Origin of the sequence: Mesorhizobium sp. KR2-14 (genome assembly GCF_040049255.1) — a bacterium.
GTDB lineage: Bacteria > Pseudomonadota > Alphaproteobacteria > Rhizobiales > Rhizobiaceae > Pseudaminobacter.
On the sequence record NZ_JBDZDR010000003.1, the window covers coordinates 85,690 to 109,176 of the forward strand.

Consider the following 23,487-nt stretch of genomic DNA (forward strand, 5'->3'; position numbering starts at 1 on the left):
GCCTCAAGCCGAAACGACGGCAAGCGAGGGCTCGGCCTCGATGCGGCCCGAGCGCATGGCCACCTGTCGGGTGCAGCGCGCTGCGAGCGCGGGATCATGCGTGACAAGCACCAGCGTCATGCCGCGTTCCCTGGCCTTGGCGAACAAGAGGTCGGCAATCTGCCGTCCGGTCGCCTGGTCGAGGTTTCCGGTGGGTTCGTCGGCGATCAGGATGCGCGGCTCGGGCGCCAGTGCGCGCGCAATGGCGACGCGTTGCTGCTCGCCGCCCGACAGTTCGCCGGGATAGTGGGTGACACGATCGGAGAGCCCAACGGCGGCAAGCTCGCGCTCGGCCACCGCAAAGGCGTCGCGCCGGCCCGCCAGCTCCAGCGGAACGGCGACGTTTTCCAGCGCCGTCATATTGGGGATCAGGTGAAAAGACTGGAAGACGATGCCGACATTGCGGCCGCGAAACGCCGCGACCTGGTCCTCGCTCTTGCCGTTCAGAACCTCGCCGGCAATCCGTACCGTTCCCGAATCGACCCGCTCAAGTCCGGCCAGAACCATCAGCAGCGTCGACTTGCCCGAGCCGGACGGCCCGACGATGCCCGTTGCCTCGCCGGCCGCCACGCTCAGGCTGACACCCTTCAGTACATGTACCGAGGAGGCACCGCTGCCCAGCGTCAGCGAAACATCCTTCAAGTCGATGACGGCTTCTGTCACGGCTATCCGATCCTATATGGAGTAGGGCAATGCAGGATTTTTCATCATATGGGTTTTGCGGCATGGCATTCAAACATTTGATTTTCGCGCTCTTTGCCGCATGCGTGGTTATATTCTCGGGGCAAGGGCCGGCCCGCGCCGAACCCTTCCAGATTGTCGGCTTCGGCGACAGCCTCATGGCAGGCTACGGCCTTGACCCAGGCGACAGCTTTCCCGAAAAGCTCCAGGCAGCGCTACGCAAGAACGGTCACGATGTGGTGATCGCCAATGCCGGCGTTTCGGGCGACACCTCCAGCGGCGGCCTGTCGCGGCTCGACTGGTCGGTTCCGGATGGCACGCGGCTCGTCATCCTCGAGCTCGGCGCCAACGACATGCTGCGCGGCATCTCTCCCGACATCACCGAAAAGAACCTTGACGCCATGCTGCAGCGCCTGAAGGCGCGGAACATTCCGGTGCTGCTTGCCGGCATGCGCGCCGCACCCAACCTCGGCAGCGACTACGCCGCGGCGTTCGATGCGATCTATCCGCGACTTGCGGAAAAATACGGCGTTCCGCTCTATCCGTTTTTCCTCGACGGCGTGGCGTCCGACCAGACCGCCCTGCTTGAGGACGGAATGCACCCCAACGCCGGCGGAATCGACCGCATGGTGAAGCGTATTCTGCCCGTGGTGGAAAGCGCGATCGCTGCCCATGCGAAGGAGTCGTGACGCGGCGCTCGCCGTCACTTGAACGGAAATGAGCAACAAACGGCTTGCCCCCGGCGGTGATCGATGATTCGCTAGGGGCAAGAACTCGATTCGGGGAGGCTGAGATGCCGCGATTGTTCACCGCCCTCGAAATCCCGCGTGACGCAGCGCTTTCTCTCTCACTGCTGCGCGGAGGCCTTCCGGGAGCCCGCTGGATCGACGTCGAGAATTACCATCTGACGCTCCGCTTCTTCGGCGACATCGAGGGCCATGTGGCCGACGAGATCGCCAATGCGCTGGACCGGGTGCGGCGCCCCGCCTTCCATCTCGAGCTTTCCGGCGTCGGCGCCTTCGGCTCCAGGAAGCCGCATGCCGTGTGGGCCGGCGTATCGCCCTCGCCCGATCTTCACGCGCTACAGGGCGAGATCGAGCGCATCTGCCAGCGCCTCGGCCTTTCGGCCGATGCTCGCAAGTTCATGCCGCATGTCACCCTGGCCCGGTTGAAAAATCCCAATACCCAGGACGTGGCGAAGTATCTGTCGGAACGCGGCAATTTCTCCGCGGCGCCCTTCAAGGTCGGCCGCTTCGTTCTGATGTCCTCGCGCGACTCGGTCGGCGGCGGACCCTATGTCGTGGAAGAAGCCTGGCCTTTGACCGGCAGGGAGTCTCGCTCCAGCCTGTCGGCGAGCGCTTCCGAAGCCGCGCGGATCATGCGGTAGAGGTCGAAGAAGCCGTCAGGGCCGCCGTAATACGGGTCTGGAACATCGTTCGGCCGGCCTGCGGCAAAGTCGAGGAAGAGGTGGATTTTCCGACGGTACTCGACAGGCGCGACGCGGCGCATGTCCTCTACATTCGAACGGTCCATGCCGAGGATCAGATCGAAGCTTGCGAAATCTTCCGACGTCACCTTGCGGGCGCGCTGGCCCGTAATATCCAGACCGTGATGCGCGGCAACCGCGATGGAGCGCGGGTCCGGGCTTGACCCTGCATGCCAGCCGCCGGTGCCGGCCGAATCGAGCAGGAACAGTTCTTCCGAGCCGCGCTCGGCCAGAACGTCACGAAAAACCCCTTCTGCCAGCGGCGATCGGCAAATATTGCCGAGGCAGACAAAGAGGATCGAAAGCGGAAGTCTCGCGGTCATGGTGCTTGCGGGCTCGATGGAAACAGCCCTCCCATAACACGGAAGTGGAAAAGGCCGATAGCATCGGGACCTTGCCCCGCTGCAGCCGCCGCGCGCACAACTTGCATGCGAAGGCAATACTTACCACATAGCGCGAACCGGAGGGTTCAGATGGCCAAAGCAAGATTCGACACCGGCGATCCTGCCAGCAACGAAAAGAACGTGCGCGATGGATTCTGGCGAACCGCCAGGAAGGCAGCTCGACAGGTGCCGTTCATGGAAGAGGTGGTCGCGGCGTATTATTGCGCGATGGATGCGCAGACGCCGCTGCGAGCCAAGGCAATCCTGCTGGCAGCCCTGGCCTATTTCGTGCTGCCGGTCGACGCCATTCCCGACGTGATGGTGGGAATTGGTTTCACCGACGACATCGCGGTGCTGGCGGCGGCAATCGCGGCCGTTCGCTCCAACATCACCCCCGCCCACCGCCTTGCCGCCCAGGAATCGCTAGCGGCGCTCGACTGACAGTCGCTTCATCGCCGCGCTCGACCGGAAGCCTTTTTTTGCCAGATAGCGGCACTTCATCGCGGGGCAGGGGCAGTCAAATTCTTGCCGTTTTCGTCATCTTCAAACGTCCGCAGGGACGGCGCTTCCCCTTGCGGGGCCGCGCGAAAAGGCGGCGATACCATGGCGAAAACCAACCCTTGTCAGATATATTCACGCTTTGGTAACCCAGATTAAACCAAATTGAACTCTACCACGGGCGGCGCGACTCCTGCCTGCCCCCGCACATTACGCAAAGAACAGGGATCCAAAAAACAATGCGCCCATTCGTTGCTCTCGCTTCGAGCCTGTTTCTGATTGCCAGCGCCGCCCCCTCGCTGGCCCAGTCAGCCACCAAGATCGGCCAGCACAATGCATGGGGCACCTACAGCTATCAGGCCAACACCGGGAAGGTCTGCTATGTGCTGACGGTTCCGACCGACAAGCAGCCGGCCAATCTCGACCATGGCGACATTTTCTTCTTCGTCAGCCAGCGCCCCGGGCAGTCGGTTTCCTACGAGCCGCAGTTCATCGCTTCCTATGACCTGCAGGCCAATTCGAAGGTGACGGTCAGCGTCGGCGACAAGAACTTCACCATGTTCACGCGCGGCAAGTCGGCCTGGGTGGAAAACGCCGCCGAGGAGCCGCTGCTGATCGCCGCCATGAAGGGCGGCGCCGACATGAAGATTGCGGCCAAGTCCGGACGCGGCAATCCCACCACCTACACCTTCTCGCTGAAGGGCATTTCGGCGGCGCTGCAGTCGATCTCGGCCTGCAAGTAAGCCCGCTTGCACTTTTTTCTTCAAAGGCCGGGTCGTTGATCCGGCCTTTTTCTCAAGAGGGTTGAGGGGCATCGCTTGCCCACGCACTCGGAGACCTCTTGGAATTGGCGGCGGCCCGCCCCATCTCACAGGCCGTGACGCGGGCGCCAAGTCGTGCTATGTGCGCGCATTCGGAGCTTTGGAAGCATCCGCCTCAACCCTGAAAATTCCGGTACAATGGCTTTTTCGCTCGATCTCACCGCCGACAGCACCCGCAACGCATTGCGCCCCAGCGCCGCGCCGGAAAAGGCATCGCTGATCGGCCTGACGCGCGCCGAGATGGCCGAGGCGCTGGTCGCCGCCGGCATCGTGCCGGAGCGCCAGGCCAAGATGCGCGTGCAGCAGCTGTGGCACTGGCTCTATGTGCGCGGCGTTTCCGACTTCGCGCATATGTTCAACATATCGAAGGATTTGCGCGCGGCGTTGGCCGAGCACTTCTCCATCGCACGGCCGGAGATCGTGGAAGAGCAGATCTCCAATGACGGCACGCGCAAGTGGCTGTTCCGCTTTCCGCCGCGCGGTGCCGGCCGCCCTGTCGAGATCGAAACCGTTTACATCCCCGAGGAAGGCCGCGGCACGCTGTGCATTTCCAGCCAGGTCGGCTGCACGCTGACCTGCTCGTTCTGCCACACCGGCACGCAGAAGCTGGTGCGCAATCTCACCTCAGAGGAAATTCTCGCGCAGCTTCTCTCCGCCCGCGACCGGCTGGGCGACTTTCCTGACCGTGATACACCCGCCGGCGCGATCGTGCCGAGCGAGGGCCGCAAGGTGTCCAACATCGTCATGATGGGAATGGGCGAGCCGCTCTACAATTTCGATGCGGTGAAGAAGGCGCTGCTGATCGCGTCCGACGGCGACGGCCTGGCGCTTTCGAAGCGCCGCATCACGCTGTCCACCTCCGGCGTCGTGCCGGAAATCTACCGCACCGGCGAGGAGATCGGCGTCATGCTGGCGATCTCGCTGCATGCCACCAACGACGACCTGCGCGACCTGCTGGTGCCGATCAACAAGAAGTTCCCGCTCAAGGAACTGATGGAAGCCTGCCGCAAGTATCCCGGCCTCTCCAACGCGCGGCGCATCACCTTCGAATATGTGATGCTGAAGGACGTCAACGACAGCCTCGAAGACGCCAAGGCGCTGGTGAAGCTGCTCCGGGGCATTCCGGCCAAGATCAACCTGATCCCCTTCAACCCCTGGCCCGGCAGCAACTATCAGTGCTCGGACTGGGAGCAGATCGAGAAGTTCGCCGACTTCATCAACGCGGCTGGTTATGCCTCGCCGATCCGCACCCCCCGCGGCCGCGACATCCTTGCCGCCTGCGGCCAGCTGAAGTCGGAATCGGAGCGCCTGAAGAAATCCGAGCGCCTGGCACTGGAAGCCATGATGATTGCGGGGCACGGCGAGGCGTGAACGGCGTTCTCGCCATCATCTTCCGGCTGGCGGTCGTCCTTCTCGGCTATATCGGCGCGGCGCTCGCAGCCAGCGCATTCATCAACATCCTGGCGCTCGGTGCGCTTGGTGCGGAGCCGGGCGATCCCGTCGCCGCCGCCTCGCTGGTGTTCATGATACCCTTGATGGCGCTGGTCATCGCCTATTTCGCCTTCTTCCCGTCGCTTCTGGTCATCCTGCTCACCGAATTTCTCGGCAAGCGCGACTGGCTCGTCCATGCGCTCGGCGGTGGGGCGGTGGCGTTCAGCGTCGTCGGCTTCGCATTCGGTACCGGCACAGTCTGGCAGGAGGTGTCCGGCAATGGCCTCGAGCCCTACTGGCTGCCCCCGGACGACCCGCGCATGGCATTGCTGCTCATCGGCGCGGGCATGATCGGAGGCTTGGTCTACTGGCTGATCGCCGGCCGCACGGCCGGAGGCTGGCGGCAGGGTATGCCCTTGCCTTAGCGCGCCTGCGCCGCGAGCATCTTCAGCGCGAGAGCGGAAAACACGCCTGCGAACAGATAGTCGACAATGCGCGTCACCCGCGGGCTCTTCCTGAGCAGGCCGGCGAATTTGTCTGCGGCGACCACCATCGGCACGGCAAGCGGCAGCGACAGCACGATGAACAGCATGCCGAGGAAGAACAGCTTGCCTGGCGCATGCGGTTCGTGGGCCGAGACGAACTGCGGCAGGAACGTCATGAAGAACAGCACGATCTTCGGATTGAGCAGGTTGATGCCGACGCCTGTCGCCCAGTTCTGGAACAGCGAGCGCGGCGCGCGCTTCACCGTCTCCGGTGAAAAGGCCGAGCCGTTCCGGAGAGCCTGCCAGGCGAGCCACACCAGATAGCCGGCGCCGACGATCTTGAGAGCCATGAAGGCCTGCGGCGCGGCCACGATGAGCGCCGAGAGGCCGACCGACACCAGCATGGTGTGAACGACGATGCCGGTGAAGGTGCCCAGCATGCAGGCAAAGCCCGCGCGGCGGCCCTCGGAAAGCGCCCGCCCGACAAACAGGGTCATGTCCGGGCCCGGCGTGATGGCGATGAGATAGGTGGCGACGGCGAATTGCAGGATGACGGCGACTTCGGGGATGAACGACATTTTGCGCGGGCCCGGCTGAGAAGGCGGCAAGTTAATCGAATCCACCCTGCTCGGCCAGCGGAAACCGGATCGCACAAAGCTTGCCCGCCTCGCCGTTCCTGCTAAAAGTGCCGCCAGAAAGCGCGGTGCCGCAAGGGCGGCTGCGCGGCAACGGAAGCGGATCGACAATGTCCAAGTGGAAAGACGTCAAAAAGGTCGTGCTCGCCTATTCGGGCGGCCTCGACACCTCCATCATCCTGAAATGGCTGCAGACCGAGCTCGGCGCCGAAGTGGTGACCTTCACCGCCGATCTTGGCCAAGGCGAGGAACTCGAGCCGGCCCGCAAGAAAGCCGAGATGCTCGGCATAAAGGAAATCTTCATCGAGGACGTGCGCGAGGAGTTCGTGCGTGACTTCGTTTTCCCGATGTTCCGCGCCAATGCCGTCTACGAGGGCGTCTATCTGCTCGGCACCTCCATCGCCCGCCCGCTGATCTCGAAGCATCTGGTCGAGATCGCCGAGAAGACCGGCGCCGACGCCATCGCCCACGGCGCCACCGGCAAGGGCAACGACCAGGTCCGCTTCGAGCTTTCGGCCTATGCGCTGAACCCCGACATCAAGATCATCGCGCCGTGGCGCGACTGGGCGTTCAAGAGCCGCACCGACCTGCTCGACTTCGCGGAAAAGCACCAGATCCCGGTCGCCAAGGACAAGAAGGGCGAGGCGCCCTTCTCCGTCGACGCCAACCTGCTGCACTCCTCCTCCGAGGGCAAGGTGCTGGAAGACCCGGCGGTTGAGGCTCCCGAATACGTGCATATGCGCACGATTTCGCCCGAATCCGCGCCTGACCAGGCGACCGTCATCAAGATCGGCTTCGAGAAGGGCGACGCCGTCTCCATCAATGGCGTGCGCATGAGCCCGGCGACGCTTCTGGCCAAGCTCAACGACTATGGCCGCGACAACGGCATTGGCCGCATCGACCTGGTCGAAAACCGTTTCGTCGGCATGAAGAGCCGCGGCGTCTACGAGACCCCCGGCGGCACGATCCTGCTTGCCGCGCACCGCGCCATCGAGTCGATCACGCTCGACCGGGGTGCAGCGCATCTCAAGGACGAGCTGATGCCGCGCTATGCCGAGCTCATCTATTACGGCTTCTGGTTCTCGCCGGAGCGCGAGATGCTGCAGGCGGCGATCGACCTCAGCCAGAAGGACGTCGAGGGCGAAGTGACGCTGAAGCTCTACAAGGGCAACGTCATGGTCATCGGCCGCGAGAGCGAAAAGTCGCTCTACTCCGACAAGCTGGTCACCTTCGAGGACGACCAGGGCGCCTACGACCAGAAGGACGCCGCCGGCTTCATCAAGCTCAACGCCCTGCGCCTGCGCACGCTGGCCGCTCGCGACCGCAGGGGCTGAGGCGACCTTGATCGCGCAAAGAAAAACCCGGCGTTTCCGCCGGGTTTTTTGTGTCCTTCGCCGAAAGGATCAGTTGGCGATCAGGGTGGCGAATCTGGACAGCGCCTGCTGGTAGATCGTGGCGCGGTTCCATTCGTTCCAGATGGCGTAGTTGACCTCGCCGGGGCCGTAGCCGCCACCGGCCTGCCAGCCGTGGCCCTTCAGGAAGTTCGCCGTCGAGGCCAGCACGTCGCCGGTGGAATGGATCAGGTCGCGGCGGCCGTTGCCGTCGAAATCGACCGCATATTGCAGGTATTTGGAGGGCAGGAACTGGGTCTGACCAAGTTCGCCGAAGCCCGCGCCCCGCATCTGGTCGGCAGTGATGTAGCCCTTCTGGGCGATCTCCAGCGCGGCGTCGAGCTCGTGCGTGAAGAAGGCCGAGCGGCGGCAGTCATAGGCCAGCGTGGCCAGCGGCTGGAACACGCTCCTGTTGCCGGAATTGGCGCCAAAGCCGGTCTCCATGCCCCAGATGGCCAGCAGAACCTCGGGCTGGACGCCATAATGCTGCTGGATCTTGGCGAAGGTGGCGGCGTGGGTCTTCATCAGCCCCTTGGCCTTCTTGACGTAGGATGCCGGCGCGCGGCGCGCCATGAACTGGTCGAGCGTGCCCTTGAAGGCGCCCTTCTGGTTGCGGTCGATCTTGATGACGCCGGTGTCATATTTCACGCCGGCAAGCGGCGAGGTATCGATGCCGCGGGCCCTAGCCTCTGCCTTATAGCTTTCCAGCCAGGCGGCGAAGCCGCTGCTGTCGTTGCCGCACTGCGCCGCATGGGCGCTGCCGGTCGCCAGACCGAGCACGGCAAAGGCGGCAGCCGCAAAAATCTTTCCCTTGGCTATGAAGGCCATGCTGTTCTCCTGAATGCCTGAATCACGTCGCTGTTGCGTCTTCCGCCAGCCGCGCGCCGCACGCTTGTCGCGTCATGGTTAAAATGACGTGTACAGCCCGTCCCGCTGGCACTGGGGAGCAAATTCCCCATGATCAAGGGCATAATGTGGCAAGCTGGCTCATATGTCTTGCGGGGCCCTTTCCATCCCCGCTTGAGGGGAATATCCGCTGCAGGGCGCGGGTGGGCGCGTGAAGCTGTCAGCAATTCACCCCGCCCGGAGCCTCGGTCCGACCCTCCCGCTGGGGCGAAACCCCGGCCGCGCTTGCTGGGCCGCCGTACGGCGTATATTGTTTCTGCCCGTCGCCCTGTCAGGATCCCATGACCCAGCCTACACCAACACCCGCCAGCCCCCGCGAACGCAAGAAGGCGCTTTTGCGCGCGGAACTGCTGGAGGCCGCGCATGAGCTGGTGAAGGAGGAAGGCTATGAGGGCCTGACAATCCGCAAGCTCGCCCAGCGCGTCGGCTATGCGCCGATGTCGGTCTATTCTTATTTCGCCGACAAGCATGAGATATTGCTGGCGCTGGCGGAGGACGCCTTCGAGACCCTTGCCCAGCGCATGGAACGCGACGCACCGGCCGAGCCGCTGGCGGCGCTGCGCAAGATCATGGAGGAATATGCGGTCTTCGCGCTGGAGAACCCCAACGAGTACCGCACCATCTTCATGACCCGCGACCCGGCGGGGCTCCGCGGGCAAGAGGTGACCGAGCTCGGCAAGCTCGAAAGCGGGAACCCGGCGCTGCGCATCCTGCTGAAGCGCGTGCAGGCCTGCATCGACGCCGGCATTTTCAAGGGCGATGTGCATGCCATCTCCACCCTCTTGTGGAGCTGCGGCCACGGCGCCATTTCCCTCCAGCTTGCCTTTCCCTTCTATCCTTTCGGCGAGCCCGGTAAATTTCTGGCGGCCTCCATGGAAGTGGCGCTGGCCGGGCTGATGGCGCAGAAGGTCGAAGCCCTCGTGCCGCCGGAAGAGCGCTGCTAGCCTGGCCCGCCATAGACCCGACATCCTGCGGCCGCGCAACGACGCGCGGCAGATCCTGGCGGGCGCGCAGATGCCGCCACGGGCCGACCATGCACGCCCGGCGCCCTTTCCCGTTTTTTTCTGAAGCCGCACCGCGACCGGACAATTTTTCGTACGCGTACGATTTTGGCTTGCAAAGGCGAATTCACCTCCGTATATGTACGTCATATTATACACGTACAGATTTTTTTGGAGAAATGATGATGCAAAAGACCCTTGTTGGCATCGCCGCCCTTCTGACCCTGTCGGGTACCGCATTCGCCGCCGATTTTGCCGACACGCTGCGCTATCCCGATTCCCCCCGCTTCGAGGCCGCGGCACCCAGGCTCGACTACTCCACGACCGCCTCGATCAAGACCGTAGGCACGGAAAAGACCACCGAACCGGTGTCGTCGCGCCAGACCTCCGGCGACAGCGCCGGGTCGGTGGCGCTGCCGGCGGGCAAGGCTCGCTAAGTCACCTCCCAAGACGAGCGAACGCAACGGGCGGCGGAGTTTTCAGCTCCGCCGCCCGTTTCATTTGTGCCGCCCGTCAAATCGGAGAGGGACGCATTCCGCCCCGCGCTCGTCAGGCCGCTGACGTTTCGTAATAGGTGCCGATGACCTCGGCCACGCGATCCCTGGCCACGGGCGGGCTGAACAGGAAACCCTGCAGCTCGCCGCACTGCTCCTTTTGTAGGGCGTGCAATTGCTCCACCGTCTCGACCCCTTCGGCAGTGGTGTCGATGCCGAGGCTGGCGCCAAGGCCAATGATGGCGCGCACGATGGCGAGCGCTTCGGGGCTGGCGCTGATCTCGCGGATGAAGGACCGGTCGATCTTCAGGCGGCTGAACTGGAACTGCCGCAGATAGCTGAGGCTGGAATAGCCGGTGCCGAAATCGTCCAGCGCGATGCGGGCGCCAAGGTCGCGGATGCGGCGCAGCGTGGCCAGGTTGGACTCGGTGTCGGCCAGCAGCACGGATTCGGTGACCTCGATTTCCAGCCGCGTCGGCTGCAACCCCGACAGCGCCAGCGCTTCGCCGATGGTGGCGACCAATGCCGTTCCGCGGAACTGCACCGGCGAGACGTTGACGGCGACGACGAGCTGTCCCGGCCAGCCGGCCGCCTGGCGGCAGGCCTCGCGCAGCACCCAGCGGCCGAGCGCGTCGATCATCCCGGTTTCCTCGGCAAGCGGGATGAAGACGCCGGGCGAAACCATGCCGCGCCTGGGGTTGTTCCAGCGCAACAGCGCCTCAAAGCCGCGCAGCTGCCCGGTCTTGACCGCGAAGATGGGCTGGAAATGCAGCTCGAACTCCCTGCCTATGTCGGCGCCGCGCAGCTCCATCTCCAGCGCGCGCCGGTCGCGCACCTGGCTGTCCATCTCCGGCTCGAAGAAGCGTAGCGAGCCCTTGGCAACGTTCTTGGCGCGATAGAGGGCAAGGTCCGCGCATTTGAGCAGGCTTTCAGTATCCGTCGCATCCTGCGGTGAAAGCGCAGCGCCGACGCTGGCGGTGACCGAAACCTGCGAGCCCTGGACGGTACGGATGGCGGCAATCTCGTCGAGCAGCCGCCCGGCCAGGCCGCAGACCGCTTCGCGCGAAGCCGCGCCCGGAAGCAGCACGGCGAATTCGTCACCGCCGAGCCGCGCGATAAGGTCGGAGCCACGCAGCAGTTTGCGCAGGCGGCCGGTGATCTCGACCAGAAGCGCGTCGCCGGCGGCATGGCCGAGCGTGTCGTTGACCACCTTGAAGTCGTCGAGATCGAGCAGCAGCACCGCGAAGGCCGCCTCGTTCTGGGCGGCGCGCGCAAGCTCGCGGGTGAACAATGTGCGATTGGCCACGCCGGTCAGCGGATCGTGCAGCGCCAGGAAGGTAACGTGCTCTTCGGCGCGCTTGCGCTCGGTGACGTCGACTATGGTCGACAGCGTGGCCGGCGCATGGTCCACCACGATGCCGCGCGCATATTCCACCACGTCGAGCAGGCGGCCGTCGGCAGTTACATGGCGGGAGCTTGCTTCCCCGGGCGGGTGCTGCCCGGCGTCGGCGTCAGCGCGAAGTCCGGCCAGGCCGAGGGTGAAGAAGGCCTCGCGCTCATAGCCGTAGAGGCGCAGTGCCGCCTCGTTGACGTTCAGGAAATGCTCGCCGCTTTCGTCGCGCACATACATCGGCACCGGGTTTTCGTCGAACAGCGAGCGGAACAGGGTTTCGCGCGCCTTTAGCTCGCCGACATCGGTGAAGGTCACGGCCAGGAGATCGTCGGCGATCGCCACCCCTACCTTGAGCGAGACCTGGCGGCCTTCGAGCCTGTATTCCAGCTCGAAACTGGTGGCGCGGCGATGCTGTGCCGCCTCGCGGAAGCGGGCGAAGGCATCGGACAGACCGGGCCGCACCAGCGCCTCGGACAGGAGGGCGAACTGCAGCCGGTCGGCCTGCGAGCCGAGATGATGCGCGGCCGCCTCGTTGATGCTGAGGATGGAGAAGTCGCGGATGACGCCGCCGCGCTCGACGGCGCTGAGGGCCATGATGCCTTCGCCGGTGGCGTTGATGAGCAGGCGCGCCAGGTTGAGCTGGCTGCGGCGCGGACGCAGGAAGAGCATGAAATAGTCGCCGCGCCAGCGGCAGGCGAGCGGCAACGCGAGGGTCTCGACCGTTGAGACCATACCATCGACCAGCGCCCGGCACAGTGTCAGGCGCGGACTTGCTGCTTCCCGCGCCGCCGCCAGCGCCTCGCCTATGGCCAGCGCGTGGGGCCCGAGCAGCCGCGTGGCCATCCGACCGACGCAAGCCTCGCCCACGATCGCCTCGAAGCGCGGGCCGGCACGCAGTATGACGGGCTCGTCGCCCTCCAGCTGGCGCACCACGGCCATCTCGTCGGCGAATCGGCCGACGCTGCCCAGCGCCATCTCTTCATATTGCGGCAGGCCGCCGGAGGGTGGGCGCACGGACTGCCAGCGGCGCAGGATCAACCTGACGTCGTCGAACTCGGTGTCGATGCGCAAAAAATCCCGCTCGGCGGCCTCGGCTTCCGGGGCCGGAAGCTGGCGGTGCGGCAGGAGCTGTGTCGTCGGCATGGGACTCCGGGTGTCGTTCGTAGCCGAAAGACCGGACACGCGCACGGGCCGCCGCGATAAACGTCGGGAAAGGGCGCCTGGGGCGGCAAATCGGTGGCTGGTTTTTCATACCGGGCGGGCCGGTGCGGCGGCTCGGCATCATGCCTCCGCGCCGGGATCCGTGCGGGCTGCCTGGGCCGAAACCTATGCGAGGCGACTTACCATTCGATTAAGCGGGTTGTCACACTCTCGTCATAATGCCACGTCGACAAGACCGCCGAAGCGCGCGACAAAAAGCGTCGCGGATCATGCCATGCCGCACCCTCGCCGCCGGCCATAATGGCCGCAAATTCCCGCTCTTGGAGAGCCCGCCGCCGATGATCGTTCGTCCCCGTCCAGGGCTGCTGAAGCTGTTTTTCATCATGCGCGGCTCCATCGTGCCCCGCATCACGCCGCATATCATCGGCTTCGGCCTATATGCGCTGGCGGTGGTGGCGACCATCAAGGCGCTGGGGCTCGACTTCGGCAATTACGGCCTCGCGCCCTTCGGCCTGCTCGGCGTGACGCTGTCGCTCTATCTCGGCTTCCGCAACAACGCCGCCTATGACCGCTGGTGGGAGGCCCGGAAGCTCTGGGGGCAGCTGGTGTTCGAGATCAGGAATTTCTCGCGCGCCGCGCTGGCCCTGGTGCCGGCCGAAAGCGGCCAGGTGCGGCCGCTGCTGATGGACGCGCTGGCTTTCTGCCACTTCCTGCGCGGCGAGCTGCGCAAAGTCGACGCGGTGGAAGAGGCGCGCGCCTTCATCGGCGCCGAAGCCGATACCGTGCCGGCCTTCACCAACAGGCCCGACGAGATGGTGCGCCGCATGGGACGCCGCATCGGCGCGCTCAAGCGGGAGGGCCGGATCGAGGCGATGGACTTCCGCATACTCGACGAACGCCTGGCGTCGATCACGGCGCTGCAAGCCGGCTGCGAACGCATCGCCGGCACGCCGCTGCCCTTCGCCTACACGCTGCTTCTGCAGCGCTCGGCCTACATATTCTGCATGTTGCTGCCCTTCGGCCTGGCCTTCTCGGCAGGATGGGCCACGCCGTTCTTCACCGCGCTGATCGCCTATTCCTTCTTCGGTCTCGATGCGCTGTCCGAAGAGTTGGAAGACCCGTTCGGCACCCAGGCCAACGACCTCGCGCTGGACGGGCTGTGCCGCGTCTGCGAGATCTCGGTGTTCGAGGCGCTGGGCGAGGCTCCGCCCAAGATGACCGCGCCCGAGCGGTTTTATTATTCCTAGATGCCGTCTCAGGCAGGTTGCCGTCGAACGACTTCCCGCGCCAATTTGAACGTCGACGTTTCCCCCGCTCAGCCCCGCAGGCCTGGGGCTTCTTGGCCAGTGCGCTCGACATATTCGACATAGCCGCCGCCATACTGGTGGACGCCGTCGGGCGTGAGCTCGAGCACGCGATTGGACAGTGCGGCCAGGAAGTGGCGATCGTGCGAGACGAAAAGCATGGTGCCCTCGTAGCGCGACAGCGCCTCGATCAGCATCTCCTTGGTGGCGATGTCGAGATGGTTGGTCGGCTCGTCCAGCACCAGAAGGTTCGGCGGGTCGAACAGCATGATCGCCATGACCAGCCGCGCCTTCTCGCCGCCCGACAGGACCCGGCATTTCTTCTCGATCTCGTCGCCTGAAAAGCCGAAGCAGCCGGCGAGCGCACGCAGCGGCGCCTGCCCGGCTTGAGGGAAGGAGTCCTCCAGCTGCTGGAACACGGTCCTGTCTCCGTCGAGCAGATCCATGGCGTGCTGGGCGAAATAGCCCATCTTGACGCTCGGGCCGCGGGCAACAGTGCCGTCGTCGGGCTCGGAGGCACCGGCAACCAGTTTCAACAGCGTCGACTTGCCGGCGCCATTGATGCCCATGATGCACCAGCGCTCCTTGCGGCGAACCTGGAAATCCAGGCCCTCATAGATGATCCGGCTGCCGTAGCGCTTGTGCACATTCCTGAGCGTGACCACGTCCTCGCCCGAGCGCGGGGCCGGCTGGAACTCGAAGGCCACCGTCTGGCGGCGCTTGGGCGGCTCCACTCGATCGATCTTTTCGAGCTTCTTCACACGGCTCTGCACCTGGGAAGCGTGGGACGCGCGCGCCTTGAAACGCTCGATGAACTTGATCTCCTTGGCGAGCATCGCCTGCTGGCGCTCGAACTGGGCCTGCTGCTGCTTGTCGGCCAGCTGGCGCTGCTGCTCGTAGAATTCGTAATCGCCGGAATAGGTCGTCAGCGAGCCGCCATCGATCTCGATTATCTTGTTGACGATGCGGTTCATGAAGGCGCGGTCATGCGAGGTCATCAGCAGGGCGCCGTCATAGCCCTTCAGGAACTCCTCGAGCCAGATCAGGCTTTCGATGTCGAGATGGTTCGACGGCTCGTCGAGCAGCATCACGTCTGGCCGCATCAGGAGGATGCGGGCAAGCGCCACGCGCATCTTCCAGCCGCCGGACAGGCCACCGACATCGGCGTCCATCATCTCCTGGCTGAAGCCGAGGCCTGACAGCACCTCGCGGGCGCGGCCATCGAGCGAATAGCCGTCCAGCTCCTCGTAGCGCGCCTGCACCTCGCCATAGCGCTCGATGACAGCCTCGAGCTCATCGGCGCGGTCCGGATCGACCATCGCGGCCTCCAGCTCGCGCAGCTCGGCGGCCACCTGGCTCACCGGGCCGGCGCCCTCCATCACCTCAGCCACCGCGCTGCGGCCGGCCATCTCGCCCACGTCCTGGTTGAAATAGCCAATGGTGACGCCGCGCTCGACCGAGACCTGGCCCTCGTCGGGCAGATCCGCGCCGGTGATCATGCGAAACAGCGTCGTCTTGCCGGCACCGTTGGGGCCGACCAGGCCGATCTTCTCCTGCTTCTGCAAGGTCGCGGAGGCCTCGATGAAGAGAAGCCGGTGGCTGTTCTGCTTGCTGACGTTTTCGATGCGAATCATGGTTTCGAACGCTGTGAAGTTGCGGCGGCAGACTGGCCGGCGACGGGCGCCAGCGCGGACAGGTTTTGGGGGGACGACGCGAGAAAAGAAAACGGCGGGCCAGAACCCGCCGTCTGCAATTTCAGCCGAAGCCGAAGGATTACTCGGCCGAAGCTTCTTCGGCAGGAGCAGCGTTGGCGGCGGCCAGGGCGGCAGCGGCAGCTTCCTGCGCAGCCTTGATCGCGGCGGCGCGTTCCTGCGCCTTCTTGCCCGGCTCGCCCTTGGTCGGGTTGTTGCGGGCTTCGCGCTTGGTCAGGCCGGCTTCGGCGAGGAAGCGGGCGACGCGGTCGGTCGGCAGGGCGCCGTGGCCAAGCCAGTGCTTGACGCGCTCTTCGTCGATCTTGACGCGCTCGGCGTCCTTGGCCAGCATCGGGTTCCAGGCGCCCACGGTCTCGATGAAGCGGCCATCGCGCGGCGAACGCACGTCGGCGATGACGATGTGGTAGTAGGGACGCTTCTTGGAGCCCGCGCGGGCCAGACGGATCTTCAACGACATTTTTTTCTCCTAGGGTTCGTTCTAATCAGGTGGTCTATTGTCCGCCGCGTGATGCGGAGGAATTCTCGGAGCCGTTCGACGAAGCGGCGATGGCCTCGTGATGGCGGATCACTTCGCGGATGATGAAATTGAGGAACTTTTCCGCGAAATCGGGGTCAAGCTGCGCGTCGTCGGCAAGGCGGCGCAGGCGGGCGATTTGCGCCTGCTCGCGCGCCGGGTCTGCCGGCGGCAGTCCATAGGTCGCCTTGAGGAGGCCCACCGCCTGGGTGCAGCGGAAGCGCTCGGCCAGCATGTGGACCAGCGCGGCGTCGATATTGTCGATCGAGGCGCGATACTGGGTGAGCAGGTTCTTGACGTCCAAATCGTTCATCGCAGCGCTCATTTCTTCTTACCCAACCCCGGAAGCCCGCCGCCGAGGCCAGGCAGCTTCATGCCGCCGGGAAGGCCCGGCAAACCGCCATTGCCGCCGAGACCGGGCAGACCACCCGGCAGGCCCTTGCCGAGGCCGGCGGCTTCCGCCTGCTTCTTCAGCGCCTCGAGCTGCTTGGGGTCCATCTTGGAGAGATCGGGCATGCCGCCCATCCCGGGCATCATGCCGCCAAGGCCCATCTTCTGTGCCATGCCGCCCATCAGGCCGCGCATCATGCCGCCGCCTTTGCCCTTGCCGCCCATGGCCTTCATCATGTCGGCCATCTGTCGGTGCATCTTGAGCAGCTTGTTGATCTCGGCAGCGTCGGTGCCCGAGCCGCTCGCGATACGCTTCTTGCGGCTGTGCTTGAGAATGTCCGGGTTGGCGCGCTCGGCCTTGGTCATCGAGGAGATGATGGCGAGCTGGCGCGCGAACATCTTGTCGTCGAAGCCGGCGGCGGCGATCTGGTCCTTCATCTTGCCCATGCCGGGCATCATTCCCATGATGCCTCCCATGCCGCCCATCTTCTGCATCTGCTGCAACTGGCCGGCGAGGTCGTTCAGGTCGAACTTGCCCGACTGCATCTTTTTGGCCATCGCCGCGGCCTTTTCCGCGTCGATGGTTTCGGCAGCCTTCTCAACCAGCGAAACGATGTCGCCCATGCCGAGGATGCGGTCGGCGATGCGCTTGGGATAAAACTCCTCCAGCGCATCCATCTTTTCGCCGACGCCGATCAGCTTGATCGGCTTGCCGGTGACGGCGCGCATGGAGAGCGCCGCGCCGCCGCGGCCGTCGCCGTCCATGCGGGTGAGCACCAGGCCGCTGATGCCGACGCGCTCGTCAAAATTCTTGGCGAGGTTGACGGCGTCCTGACCGGTGAGGCTGTCGGCGACGAGCAGGATCTCATGCGGGTTCGACGCGCGCTTGATGTCGGCCATCTCGACCATCAGCGGCTCGTCGATATGGGTGCGGCCGGCGGTGTCGAGGATGACGACGTCATGGCCGCCGAGCTTGGCCGCCTGCACGGCGCGCCTGGCGATGTCGACCGGGCTCTGGCCGGCGATGATCGGCAGCGTGGCGACATTGGTCTGCTCGCCGAGCTGGCGCAACTGCTCCTGCGCGGCCGGACGGCGCGTGTCGAGCGAGGCCATGAGCACTTTCTTGCCCTGGCGCTCGGTCAGCCGCTTGGCGATCTTGGCCGAGGTGGTGGTCTTGCCCGAGCCCTGCAGGCCGACCATCATGATGACGACCGGGGCAGGGGCGTTGAGGTCGATGGCGACGCCCTCGGCGCCCAGCATCTCGATCAGCTCGTCATGGACGATCTTGACGACCATCTGGCCGGGTTTGATCGACTTGAGCACGGCCGCGCCGACGGCCTTCTCGCGCACGCGATCGACGAAGGAACGCACGACATCCAGCGCCACGTCGGCCTCGATCAGGGCGCGGCGCACCTCGCGCAGGGCAGCCGAGACATCGGCCTCCGACAGCGCGCCACGGCCGGTGAGGCCGTTGAGAATGGAGCCAAGTCGCTCTTGCAGCGAATCGAACATCGTTCTTCCTTCTGTCTCTGACTGGTTTCCCCGCCAGAGGTAATGGTTCCGCGCGCAAGAGCCAAGCATCGGGGCCAGACAAAAGCCCAAAGCCGAAAAGCACCCGGGGGCGCATCGCGCTGCCGGGTGTTGGCCTCCGGGATCTCTTTATACCGCTATGGGTCCCGGTCGGCTGCTCGGAGTGGACTACTCGTCGCGGAATTGTGGGCGTGTAGACAGGAAAACGCGGGCGGAGTCAAGGCAAACCGCGCGTTTTGCGGGCCTGAGAGACGAGAAAACCGCCTTGGCGCATCTGACCACCGGGATCGTTCGGGACCGTTTCCGACGGCGCGGCCGTCGAGGCATGGTTCCCCGGAACCTCCACACTTCCCTGCGCTCGTGCTCCGGCCCGAGGATGACGGAGGTGTTGCGGCTTTCGGACAATCTCCTGCGTTCGCGATTGGGCCTGGCGCTTGTGGGAGACCGATGCCCAAGCCCGTCATCCTCGCGTCCTGAGCGCGAGCAGAGCGAGCAGGCGAAGGATCGCGGGGATCCATGCCTCGATCTCTCAACCGGCAGTCCGGGGCCGAGCTGGAGTAACGCAGCGCGCCGGACAGGTCCGGCGCGCTGGGGAACAGGAAATGCGGTCAGGCCGCCTTCTTCTTCGGCGTGATCAGGCCGCGCGCAACCAGCAGCTCGGCGATCTGTACCGTGTTCAGCGCAGCCCCCTTGCGCAGATTGTCGGAGACGATCCACATGGCAAGGCCGTTCTCGACGGTGGCATCCTCGCGAATGCGCGAGATGTAGGTGGCGTCCTCGCCCGCAGCGTCGATCGGCGTGACGTAGCCGCCGTCCTCGTGCTTGTCGATGACCAGGCAGCCCGGTGCCTCGCGCAGGATCTCGCGCGCTTCCTCCGGCGTAATCGGGTTCTCGAACTCGATGTTGACGGCTTCGGAATGGCCGATGAACACCGGCACGCGCACGGCGGTCGCCGTCAGCTTGATCTTGGGGTCGAGCATCTTCTTGGTCTCGGCCACCATCTTCCACTCTTCCTTCGTGTAGCCGTCCTCCATGAACACATCGATGTGCGGGATGACGTTGAAGGCGATGCGCTTGGTGAACTTCTTGGCCTCGACCGGGTCGGCCACGAAGACGGCGCGGGTCTGGGTGAAGAGCTCGTCCATGCCTTCCTTGCCGGCGCCGGAGACCGACTGGTAGGTGGAGACGACGACGCGCTTGATCTTGGCCTTGTCGTGCAGCGGCTTCAGCGCCACGACGAGCTGGGCGGTCGAGCAGTTCGGATTGGCGATGATGTTCTTCTTGGAGAAGCCGACGATGGCATCCGGATTCACTTCCGGCACGATCAGCGGCACGTCCTGGTCGTAGCGCCAGGCAGACGAGTTGTCGATGACGACACAGCCCTGCTTGCCGATCTTGGGCGACCACTCCTTGGAGATGTTGCCGCCGGCCGACATCAGGCAGATGTCGGTGTCGGAGAAGTCGTAGGTGTCGAGCGCCTTCACCTTCAGCGTCTTGTCGCCATAGGACACTTCGGTGCCCTGGCTGCGCCGCGAGGCAAGCGGCACCACCTCATCAGCCGGAAAACCTCGTTCCTCGAGGATATTGAGCATTTCCCGGCCCACATTGCCCGTGGCGCCAGCGATCGCAACCTTGAAACCCATCTCAGATTACTCCTGTCCCTCTCCGCTCGCTTCTTGGAGAAAGCCCGCCGGCCGTTGCGGGCTCTTCACCCCCGGGCCAGACCCGGGAGAGGGTGAGCAGGCCAAGGGAAATCAGACCGTAGTGGTCGTTTTTTTGGCCATGGTTTTGGTCGAAAGCAGGGATGCGGCTCCGCGCCCGACCCGATGGCTGTCATCGAGGCCGGGGACGTCGAATGCGAGATGAGCCGAAAAATGGCCGCGCATCGGAGGGTTCCCTGTTCGCCGCCGCTTTTACGCGGTTTGCGCAAATAGTCAATGAGCGGGCCGCCATGAAGACGGCCCGGACATTCCCCGGCCAGGCCGCAGCCTTGCCGGGAAATGCAGAGAGCGCCAGGGCGTTATGCCGAGAGCGACAGGAACTTCGCCACGATGGCGTCGCCCATCTGGACGGTGCCGACCTCGGTCTTGCCTTCCGACATGATGTCCTTGGTGCGCAGGCCATCGTCCAGCACGGCGGCGATCGCCGCTTCGAGACGGTCGGCCTCGGCCACCAAGTTGAAGGAATAGCGCAGGCACATGGCGAACGACGCGATCATGGCGATCGGGTTGGCGATACCCTTGCCGGCAATGTCGGGTGCGGAGCCGTGCACCGGCTCATAAAGCGCCTTGCGCTTGCCGGTGGCGGCATCCGGCGCACCGAGCGAGGCCGACGGCAGCATGCCGAGCGAGCCGGTGAGCATGGCGGCCACGTCCGACAGCATGTCGCCGAACAGATTGTCGGTGAGAATGACGTCGAACTGCTTGGGCCAGCGAACCAACTGCATGCCGCCGGCGTCGGCCAGCATGTGCTCGAGCTGGACGTCGGCATATTTGGCCTTGTGGGTCTGGGTGACCACTTCCTTCCACAGCACGCCCGACTTCATCACGTTGTGCTTTTCCATCGAGGTGACCTTGTTGCCGCGCGTACGCGCCAGCTCGAAGGCCACGCCGGCGATGCGCTCGATCTCGTAGGTGTCGTAGACCTGCGTGTCGATGCCGCGCTTCTGGCTGTTGCCGAGATCGATGATCTCCTTGGGCTCGCCGAAATAGACGCCGCCGGTCAGCTCGCGCAGGATGAGGATGTCGAGGCCCTCGACCACTTCGGGCTTGAGCGACGAGGACGAAGCCAGCGCCGGATAGCAGATCGCCGGACGCAGATTGGCGAAGAGCTGCATGTCCTTGCGCAGGCGCAGCAGGCCGGCCTCGGGGCGCACCTCGTAGGGCACGTCGGCCCACTTCGGACCGCCGACGGCGCCGAACAGAACCGCATCCGCGGCCATCGCCTTTTCCATGTCGGCATCGGAGATCGACTGGCCATGCGCGTCGTAGGCGCAGCCGCCGACCAGGCCTTCCTCGGTCTCGAAGCCGGCGCCGAACTTGTCGTTCATCACCGAGATCAGCTTGCGAACCTCGTTCATTGCCTCGGGGCCAATGCCGTCGCCCGGCAGGAGAAGAAGCTTGCGCGTTGCCATCGGAGAAAACCTTTCAGGAAGCGGGTGAACCGGGGTCTTGCTAAACGCCAAGCGCCCGGCGCGCAAGACGGAAAGGCTTGGTGCAGGGATGGAAGTGTTTTCGGGTGCGCTGCTGGGCGCTTTCGGATAGCGCCAAGTTCAGATGGGGCGCGCCGGCGCAAGGGGGTTCCCGGATCGTGTAACCTTGGACTTTGAAGCGCTTGCAGCGGTATCCTCGAATGCGAGGGGCCAAGAGGCCCCGCGCGTCTACCGAAAACGGGAGGAAGATTGAGATGGAAGACAGCGAGATTCGAGCTGCTCTCGATCGCCATTGGGCCGCCTCCGACGCGAACGACTTCGAAGAGGAGCATCGGATTTACCGAGAGGACGCGGTGCTCGAGTATCCGCAGTCGGGGGAACGCATCCGCGGTCGGCACAACATCCAGTCATCTCGTTGCGCACAGCCGAACAAGAAGCGCTTCACGGTGCGGCGGATACTCGGCGCTGCTGACCTCTGGATCACGGAATTGATCCTGACCTACGACGGGCGACCGTCTTACACGGTAAGCATCATGGAATTCAGGGACGGGCAGGTGGCCCGCGAAACCCAATACTTCGCTGATCCGTTCGAGCCGGGCCCTTCGCGGGTTCAATGGGTCGAGCGGATGGCTTGAAACGCGATCGGCTTTCGGGTGTTGCTCAGTCTGCCGCAGCAAAAAATGCGCTGTGGTCCGCGTGTACCTTCACGAGGGGCGCGGGCTGTGGCGCGCACGACGTAATCACGACAGGCGGGGTGTCCCGGGAGCCTGTCGAACCGATCGACATCACGCCCGCCTCAACGCCGTCACCTCGATCTCGATCTTCATCTCCGGCTTGTTAAGCTGGCACACGATCATGGTCGCCGCCGGCCGGATCTCGCCAAACGCCTCGCCGAGGATGGGGAAGACGACGTCGACGAAACTCTGGTCGGTGATGTAGTAATGCGCGCGCACCACGTCGGCGAGCGCGAAGCCGCCCTCCTCCAGCGCTCTGGCGATGGTGGCGAGGCAGTTGCGGGTCTGGTCTTCCACGCTGTCGGGCATGGTCATGGTGGCGTAGTCGTAGCCGGTGGTGCCGGAGACAAAACACCAGTCGCCCTGCACCACCGCGCGCGAATAGCCGGCGGTCTTCTCGAAGGGCGATCCGGTGGAGATGAGCTTGCGCATGAAACCTCCGTCTATTCTTCGCTGAAGGATTTTGTCATCGCCGCGCGGACCTCCGCCGGCCAGTTATCGAGCGGCGGCCAGGCGCGGGGGGTGGCGCCGCCGCTTTCCTGCGCGAAATAGACCGCCCTTTCCTTGGGGTCGACGGCGACGAAGCCGTTGCCCTCGCCGCAGGCATGCGGGATGCAGCCGCTGCCGTAGAAGACGCCGGAAGCGGTTGCTTCCAGCCCGCCGGAAACCGAGAGCGCCAGGACGACATCGGAGAACTTGTCGCCCAGCAGTTTGCGGGCGGCGGCGTAGAAGTCGCCATTGGCGAAGAGATCGTAGGGGTGGGCGACTTTCGCCGGGTCGAGATCGCCCCAGCGCGTGCCGGGTTGGGGCACATAGCTCATCTGTCCGGCCACGCGCAGCCCGTCCTCGGGCGACCAGTTCTGCACGTCGGCGGTGGCGCCGGGGCGCAGGTAGGGCACGAAATAGATGTTGTCGTCGGTGACGGCGGCCGGCGGCGCGCCGCAGTCCTCGCCCACTGTCGTGGTCTTGAGACCCCCGCCCTCCGGCTTCCAGACGATGACCGTGGCCGGGCCGCAGGCATTGCCGCCGTCGCCAACCGCAAACAGTGCCACCTTCGTACCCTGCCGCTCGACCGTGCGGTCGTAGAGCACGACATAGTTGCGCGCGAGCTGCTTGCCGTTGAAGGCAAGGATCCTGTCCAGGTTCGGGGTTTCGGTGATGGTCAGCGTTCCGCCCGCAAAGGGGATCGAGGTCGGCGGGTCTTCCTGCGCGAAGGCGGGCGCACTTGCGGCAAGGGCAAGCCCGGCGGCGAGGGAGAAAACGGTCCGGTTCATGGCAACCCCGAATCAGGAGTTTCGACATGGCCGGCAATATCGGCCCGAGGCGACGAATCTGCCCCGACCATGC

24 protein-coding genes are annotated in these 23,487 nt (G+C 64.8%); 11 read left to right on the forward strand and 13 right to left on the reverse strand.

Annotation, left to right across the window (positions count from 1 at the left end):
• Positions 1–3: 3 nt before the first annotated feature.
• Entirely contained in the window at positions 4–702 is a 699-nt protein-coding gene (locus tag ABLE86_RS09425) for an ABC transporter ATP-binding protein (RefSeq protein ID WP_348778692.1), read from the reverse strand.
• A 62-nt stretch (positions 703–764) separates the two neighbouring features.
• Between ABLE86_RS09425 and ABLE86_RS09430 the strand changes: the two genes are divergently transcribed.
• Together ABLE86_RS09430 and thpR are read left to right on the forward strand one after the other, a co-directional pair.
• Positions 765–1,409 (forward strand): arylesterase, encoded by a 645-nt coding sequence (locus tag ABLE86_RS09430; RefSeq protein ID WP_348778693.1) that lies wholly within the window; start codon positions 765–767, stop codon positions 1,407–1,409.
• A 104-nt stretch (positions 1,410–1,513) separates the two neighbouring features.
• On the forward strand, positions 1,514–2,107 hold the full coding sequence (gene thpR / locus ABLE86_RS09435; RefSeq protein ID WP_348778694.1) for an RNA 2',3'-cyclic phosphodiesterase: 594 nt from the start codon (positions 1,514–1,516) through the stop codon (positions 2,105–2,107).
• Here thpR and ABLE86_RS09440 read toward each other — a convergent pair.
• A complete protein-coding gene (locus ABLE86_RS09440) occupies positions 2,014–2,529 on the reverse strand; it encodes a low molecular weight protein-tyrosine-phosphatase (protein WP_348778695.1) in 516 nt (171 codons plus the stop codon). The two genes, thpR and ABLE86_RS09440, sit on opposite strands and share 94 nt — an antisense overlap.
• 150 nt (positions 2,530–2,679) lie before the next feature.
• Between ABLE86_RS09440 and ABLE86_RS09445 the strand changes: the two genes are divergently transcribed.
• From ABLE86_RS09445 to ABLE86_RS09460, 4 genes are all read left to right on the forward strand, one after another.
• Complete coding sequence (locus ABLE86_RS09445; protein ID WP_348778696.1) at positions 2,680–3,030, forward strand: YkvA family protein; 351 nt, start codon at positions 2,680–2,682, stop codon at positions 3,028–3,030.
• A gap of 296 nt (positions 3,031–3,326) precedes the next feature.
• A complete protein-coding gene (locus ABLE86_RS09450; RefSeq protein WP_348778697.1) occupies positions 3,327–3,830 on the forward strand; it encodes an invasion associated locus B family protein in 504 nt (167 codons plus the stop codon).
• Positions 3,831–4,046: 216 nt separating this feature from the next.
• The gene (rlmN, locus tag ABLE86_RS09455) at positions 4,047–5,279 is read left to right on the forward strand and encodes a 23S rRNA (adenine(2503)-C(2))-methyltransferase RlmN (protein ID WP_348778698.1); all 1,233 of its coding nucleotides are present in this window, start codon (positions 4,047–4,049) and stop codon (positions 5,277–5,279) included.
• Positions 5,276–5,764 (forward strand): hypothetical protein, encoded by a 489-nt coding sequence (locus ABLE86_RS09460; RefSeq protein ID WP_348778699.1) that lies wholly within the window; start codon positions 5,276–5,278, stop codon positions 5,762–5,764. The genes rlmN and ABLE86_RS09460 overlap by 4 nt, the downstream gene beginning before the upstream one ends.
• Here ABLE86_RS09460 and ABLE86_RS09465 read toward each other — a convergent pair.
• Positions 5,761–6,402 (reverse strand): LysE family translocator, encoded by a 642-nt coding sequence (locus ABLE86_RS09465; protein ID WP_348778700.1) that lies wholly within the window; start codon positions 6,400–6,402, stop codon positions 5,761–5,763. The genes ABLE86_RS09460 and ABLE86_RS09465 overlap by 4 nt on opposite strands.
• Positions 6,403–6,569: 167 nt before the next feature.
• Here ABLE86_RS09465 and ABLE86_RS09470 point away from each other — a divergent pair, with 167 nt between their 5' ends.
• On the forward strand, positions 6,570–7,793 hold the full coding sequence (locus ABLE86_RS09470) for an argininosuccinate synthase (RefSeq protein ID WP_348778701.1): 1,224 nt from the start codon (positions 6,570–6,572) through the stop codon (positions 7,791–7,793).
• 69 nt (positions 7,794–7,862) lie between these two features.
• Here ABLE86_RS09470 and ABLE86_RS09475 read toward each other — a convergent pair whose 3' ends face one another.
• Positions 7,863–8,678 (reverse strand): lytic murein transglycosylase, encoded by an 816-nt coding sequence (locus ABLE86_RS09475; protein WP_348778702.1) that lies wholly within the window; start codon positions 8,676–8,678, stop codon positions 7,863–7,865.
• A 359-nt stretch (positions 8,679–9,037) separates the two neighbouring features.
• Between ABLE86_RS09475 and ABLE86_RS09480 the strand changes: the two genes are divergently transcribed.
• Both ABLE86_RS09480 and ABLE86_RS09485 read left to right on the forward strand, forming a co-directional pair.
• Positions 9,038–9,700, forward strand: a complete 663-nt coding sequence (locus ABLE86_RS09480) for a TetR/AcrR family transcriptional regulator (protein ID WP_348778703.1) — start codon at positions 9,038–9,040, stop codon at positions 9,698–9,700.
• 239 nt (positions 9,701–9,939) lie between these two features.
• Positions 9,940–10,194 carry a hypothetical protein gene (locus tag ABLE86_RS09485; protein WP_348778704.1) on the forward strand — a complete coding sequence of 85 codons (255 nt, stop codon included), beginning with the start codon at positions 9,940–9,942 and terminating at the stop codon, positions 10,192–10,194.
• A 112-nt stretch (positions 10,195–10,306) separates the two neighbouring features.
• On the opposite strand, the gene ABLE86_RS09490 is transcribed toward ABLE86_RS09485, so the two are convergent.
• Positions 10,307–12,787 carry an EAL domain-containing protein gene (locus ABLE86_RS09490; RefSeq protein ID WP_348778705.1) on the reverse strand — a complete coding sequence of 827 codons (2,481 nt, stop codon included), beginning with the start codon at positions 12,785–12,787 and terminating at the stop codon, positions 10,307–10,309.
• Between the two features lie 356 nt (positions 12,788–13,143).
• Here ABLE86_RS09490 and ABLE86_RS09495 point away from each other — a divergent pair, with 356 nt between their 5' ends.
• Positions 13,144–14,052 carry a bestrophin family ion channel gene (locus tag ABLE86_RS09495; RefSeq protein ID WP_348778706.1) on the forward strand — a complete coding sequence of 303 codons (909 nt, stop codon included), beginning with the start codon at positions 13,144–13,146 and terminating at the stop codon, positions 14,050–14,052.
• Between the two features lie 68 nt (positions 14,053–14,120).
• On the opposite strand, the gene ABLE86_RS09500 is transcribed toward ABLE86_RS09495, so the two are convergent.
• The 6 genes from ABLE86_RS09500 to leuB form a co-directional block, all read right to left on the reverse strand.
• Complete coding sequence (locus ABLE86_RS09500) at positions 14,121–15,743, reverse strand: ABC-F family ATP-binding cassette domain-containing protein (protein ID WP_348778707.1); 1,623 nt, start codon at positions 15,741–15,743, stop codon at positions 14,121–14,123.
• A gap of 139 nt (positions 15,744–15,882) precedes the next feature.
• Positions 15,883–16,278 (reverse strand): 30S ribosomal protein S16, encoded by a 396-nt coding sequence (rpsP, locus tag ABLE86_RS09505; protein ID WP_348778708.1) that lies wholly within the window; start codon positions 16,276–16,278, stop codon positions 15,883–15,885.
• Between the two features lie 34 nt (positions 16,279–16,312).
• Complete coding sequence (locus ABLE86_RS09510) at positions 16,313–16,648, reverse strand: chorismate mutase (RefSeq protein WP_348778709.1); 336 nt, start codon at positions 16,646–16,648, stop codon at positions 16,313–16,315.
• A gap of 8 nt (positions 16,649–16,656) precedes the next feature.
• A complete protein-coding gene (gene ffh / locus ABLE86_RS09515; RefSeq protein WP_348778710.1) occupies positions 16,657–18,237 on the reverse strand; it encodes a signal recognition particle protein in 1,581 nt (526 codons plus the stop codon).
• A 626-nt stretch (positions 18,238–18,863) separates the two neighbouring features.
• On the reverse strand, positions 18,864–19,898 hold the full coding sequence (locus tag ABLE86_RS09520; protein ID WP_348778711.1) for an aspartate-semialdehyde dehydrogenase: 1,035 nt from the start codon (positions 19,896–19,898) through the stop codon (positions 18,864–18,866).
• 377 nt (positions 19,899–20,275) lie between these two features.
• The gene (gene leuB, locus ABLE86_RS09525) at positions 20,276–21,388 is read right to left on the reverse strand and encodes a 3-isopropylmalate dehydrogenase (RefSeq protein WP_348778712.1); all 1,113 of its coding nucleotides are present in this window, start codon (positions 21,386–21,388) and stop codon (positions 20,276–20,278) included.
• 272 nt (positions 21,389–21,660) lie between these two features.
• Between leuB and ABLE86_RS09530 the strand changes: the two genes are divergently transcribed.
• The gene (locus ABLE86_RS09530; protein ID WP_348778713.1) at positions 21,661–22,041 is read left to right on the forward strand and encodes a nuclear transport factor 2 family protein; all 381 of its coding nucleotides are present in this window, start codon (positions 21,661–21,663) and stop codon (positions 22,039–22,041) included.
• Positions 22,042–22,191: 150 nt separating this feature from the next.
• Here the strand turns inward: ABLE86_RS09530 and ABLE86_RS09535 are convergent, their stop codons facing one another.
• A complete protein-coding gene (locus ABLE86_RS09535) occupies positions 22,192–22,572 on the reverse strand; it encodes a RidA family protein (RefSeq protein ID WP_348778714.1) in 381 nt (126 codons plus the stop codon).
• A gap of 11 nt (positions 22,573–22,583) precedes the next feature.
• The gene (locus ABLE86_RS09540; protein ID WP_348778715.1) at positions 22,584–23,414 is read right to left on the reverse strand and encodes a hypothetical protein; all 831 of its coding nucleotides are present in this window, start codon (positions 23,412–23,414) and stop codon (positions 22,584–22,586) included.
• Positions 23,415–23,487 lie beyond the last annotated feature (73 nt).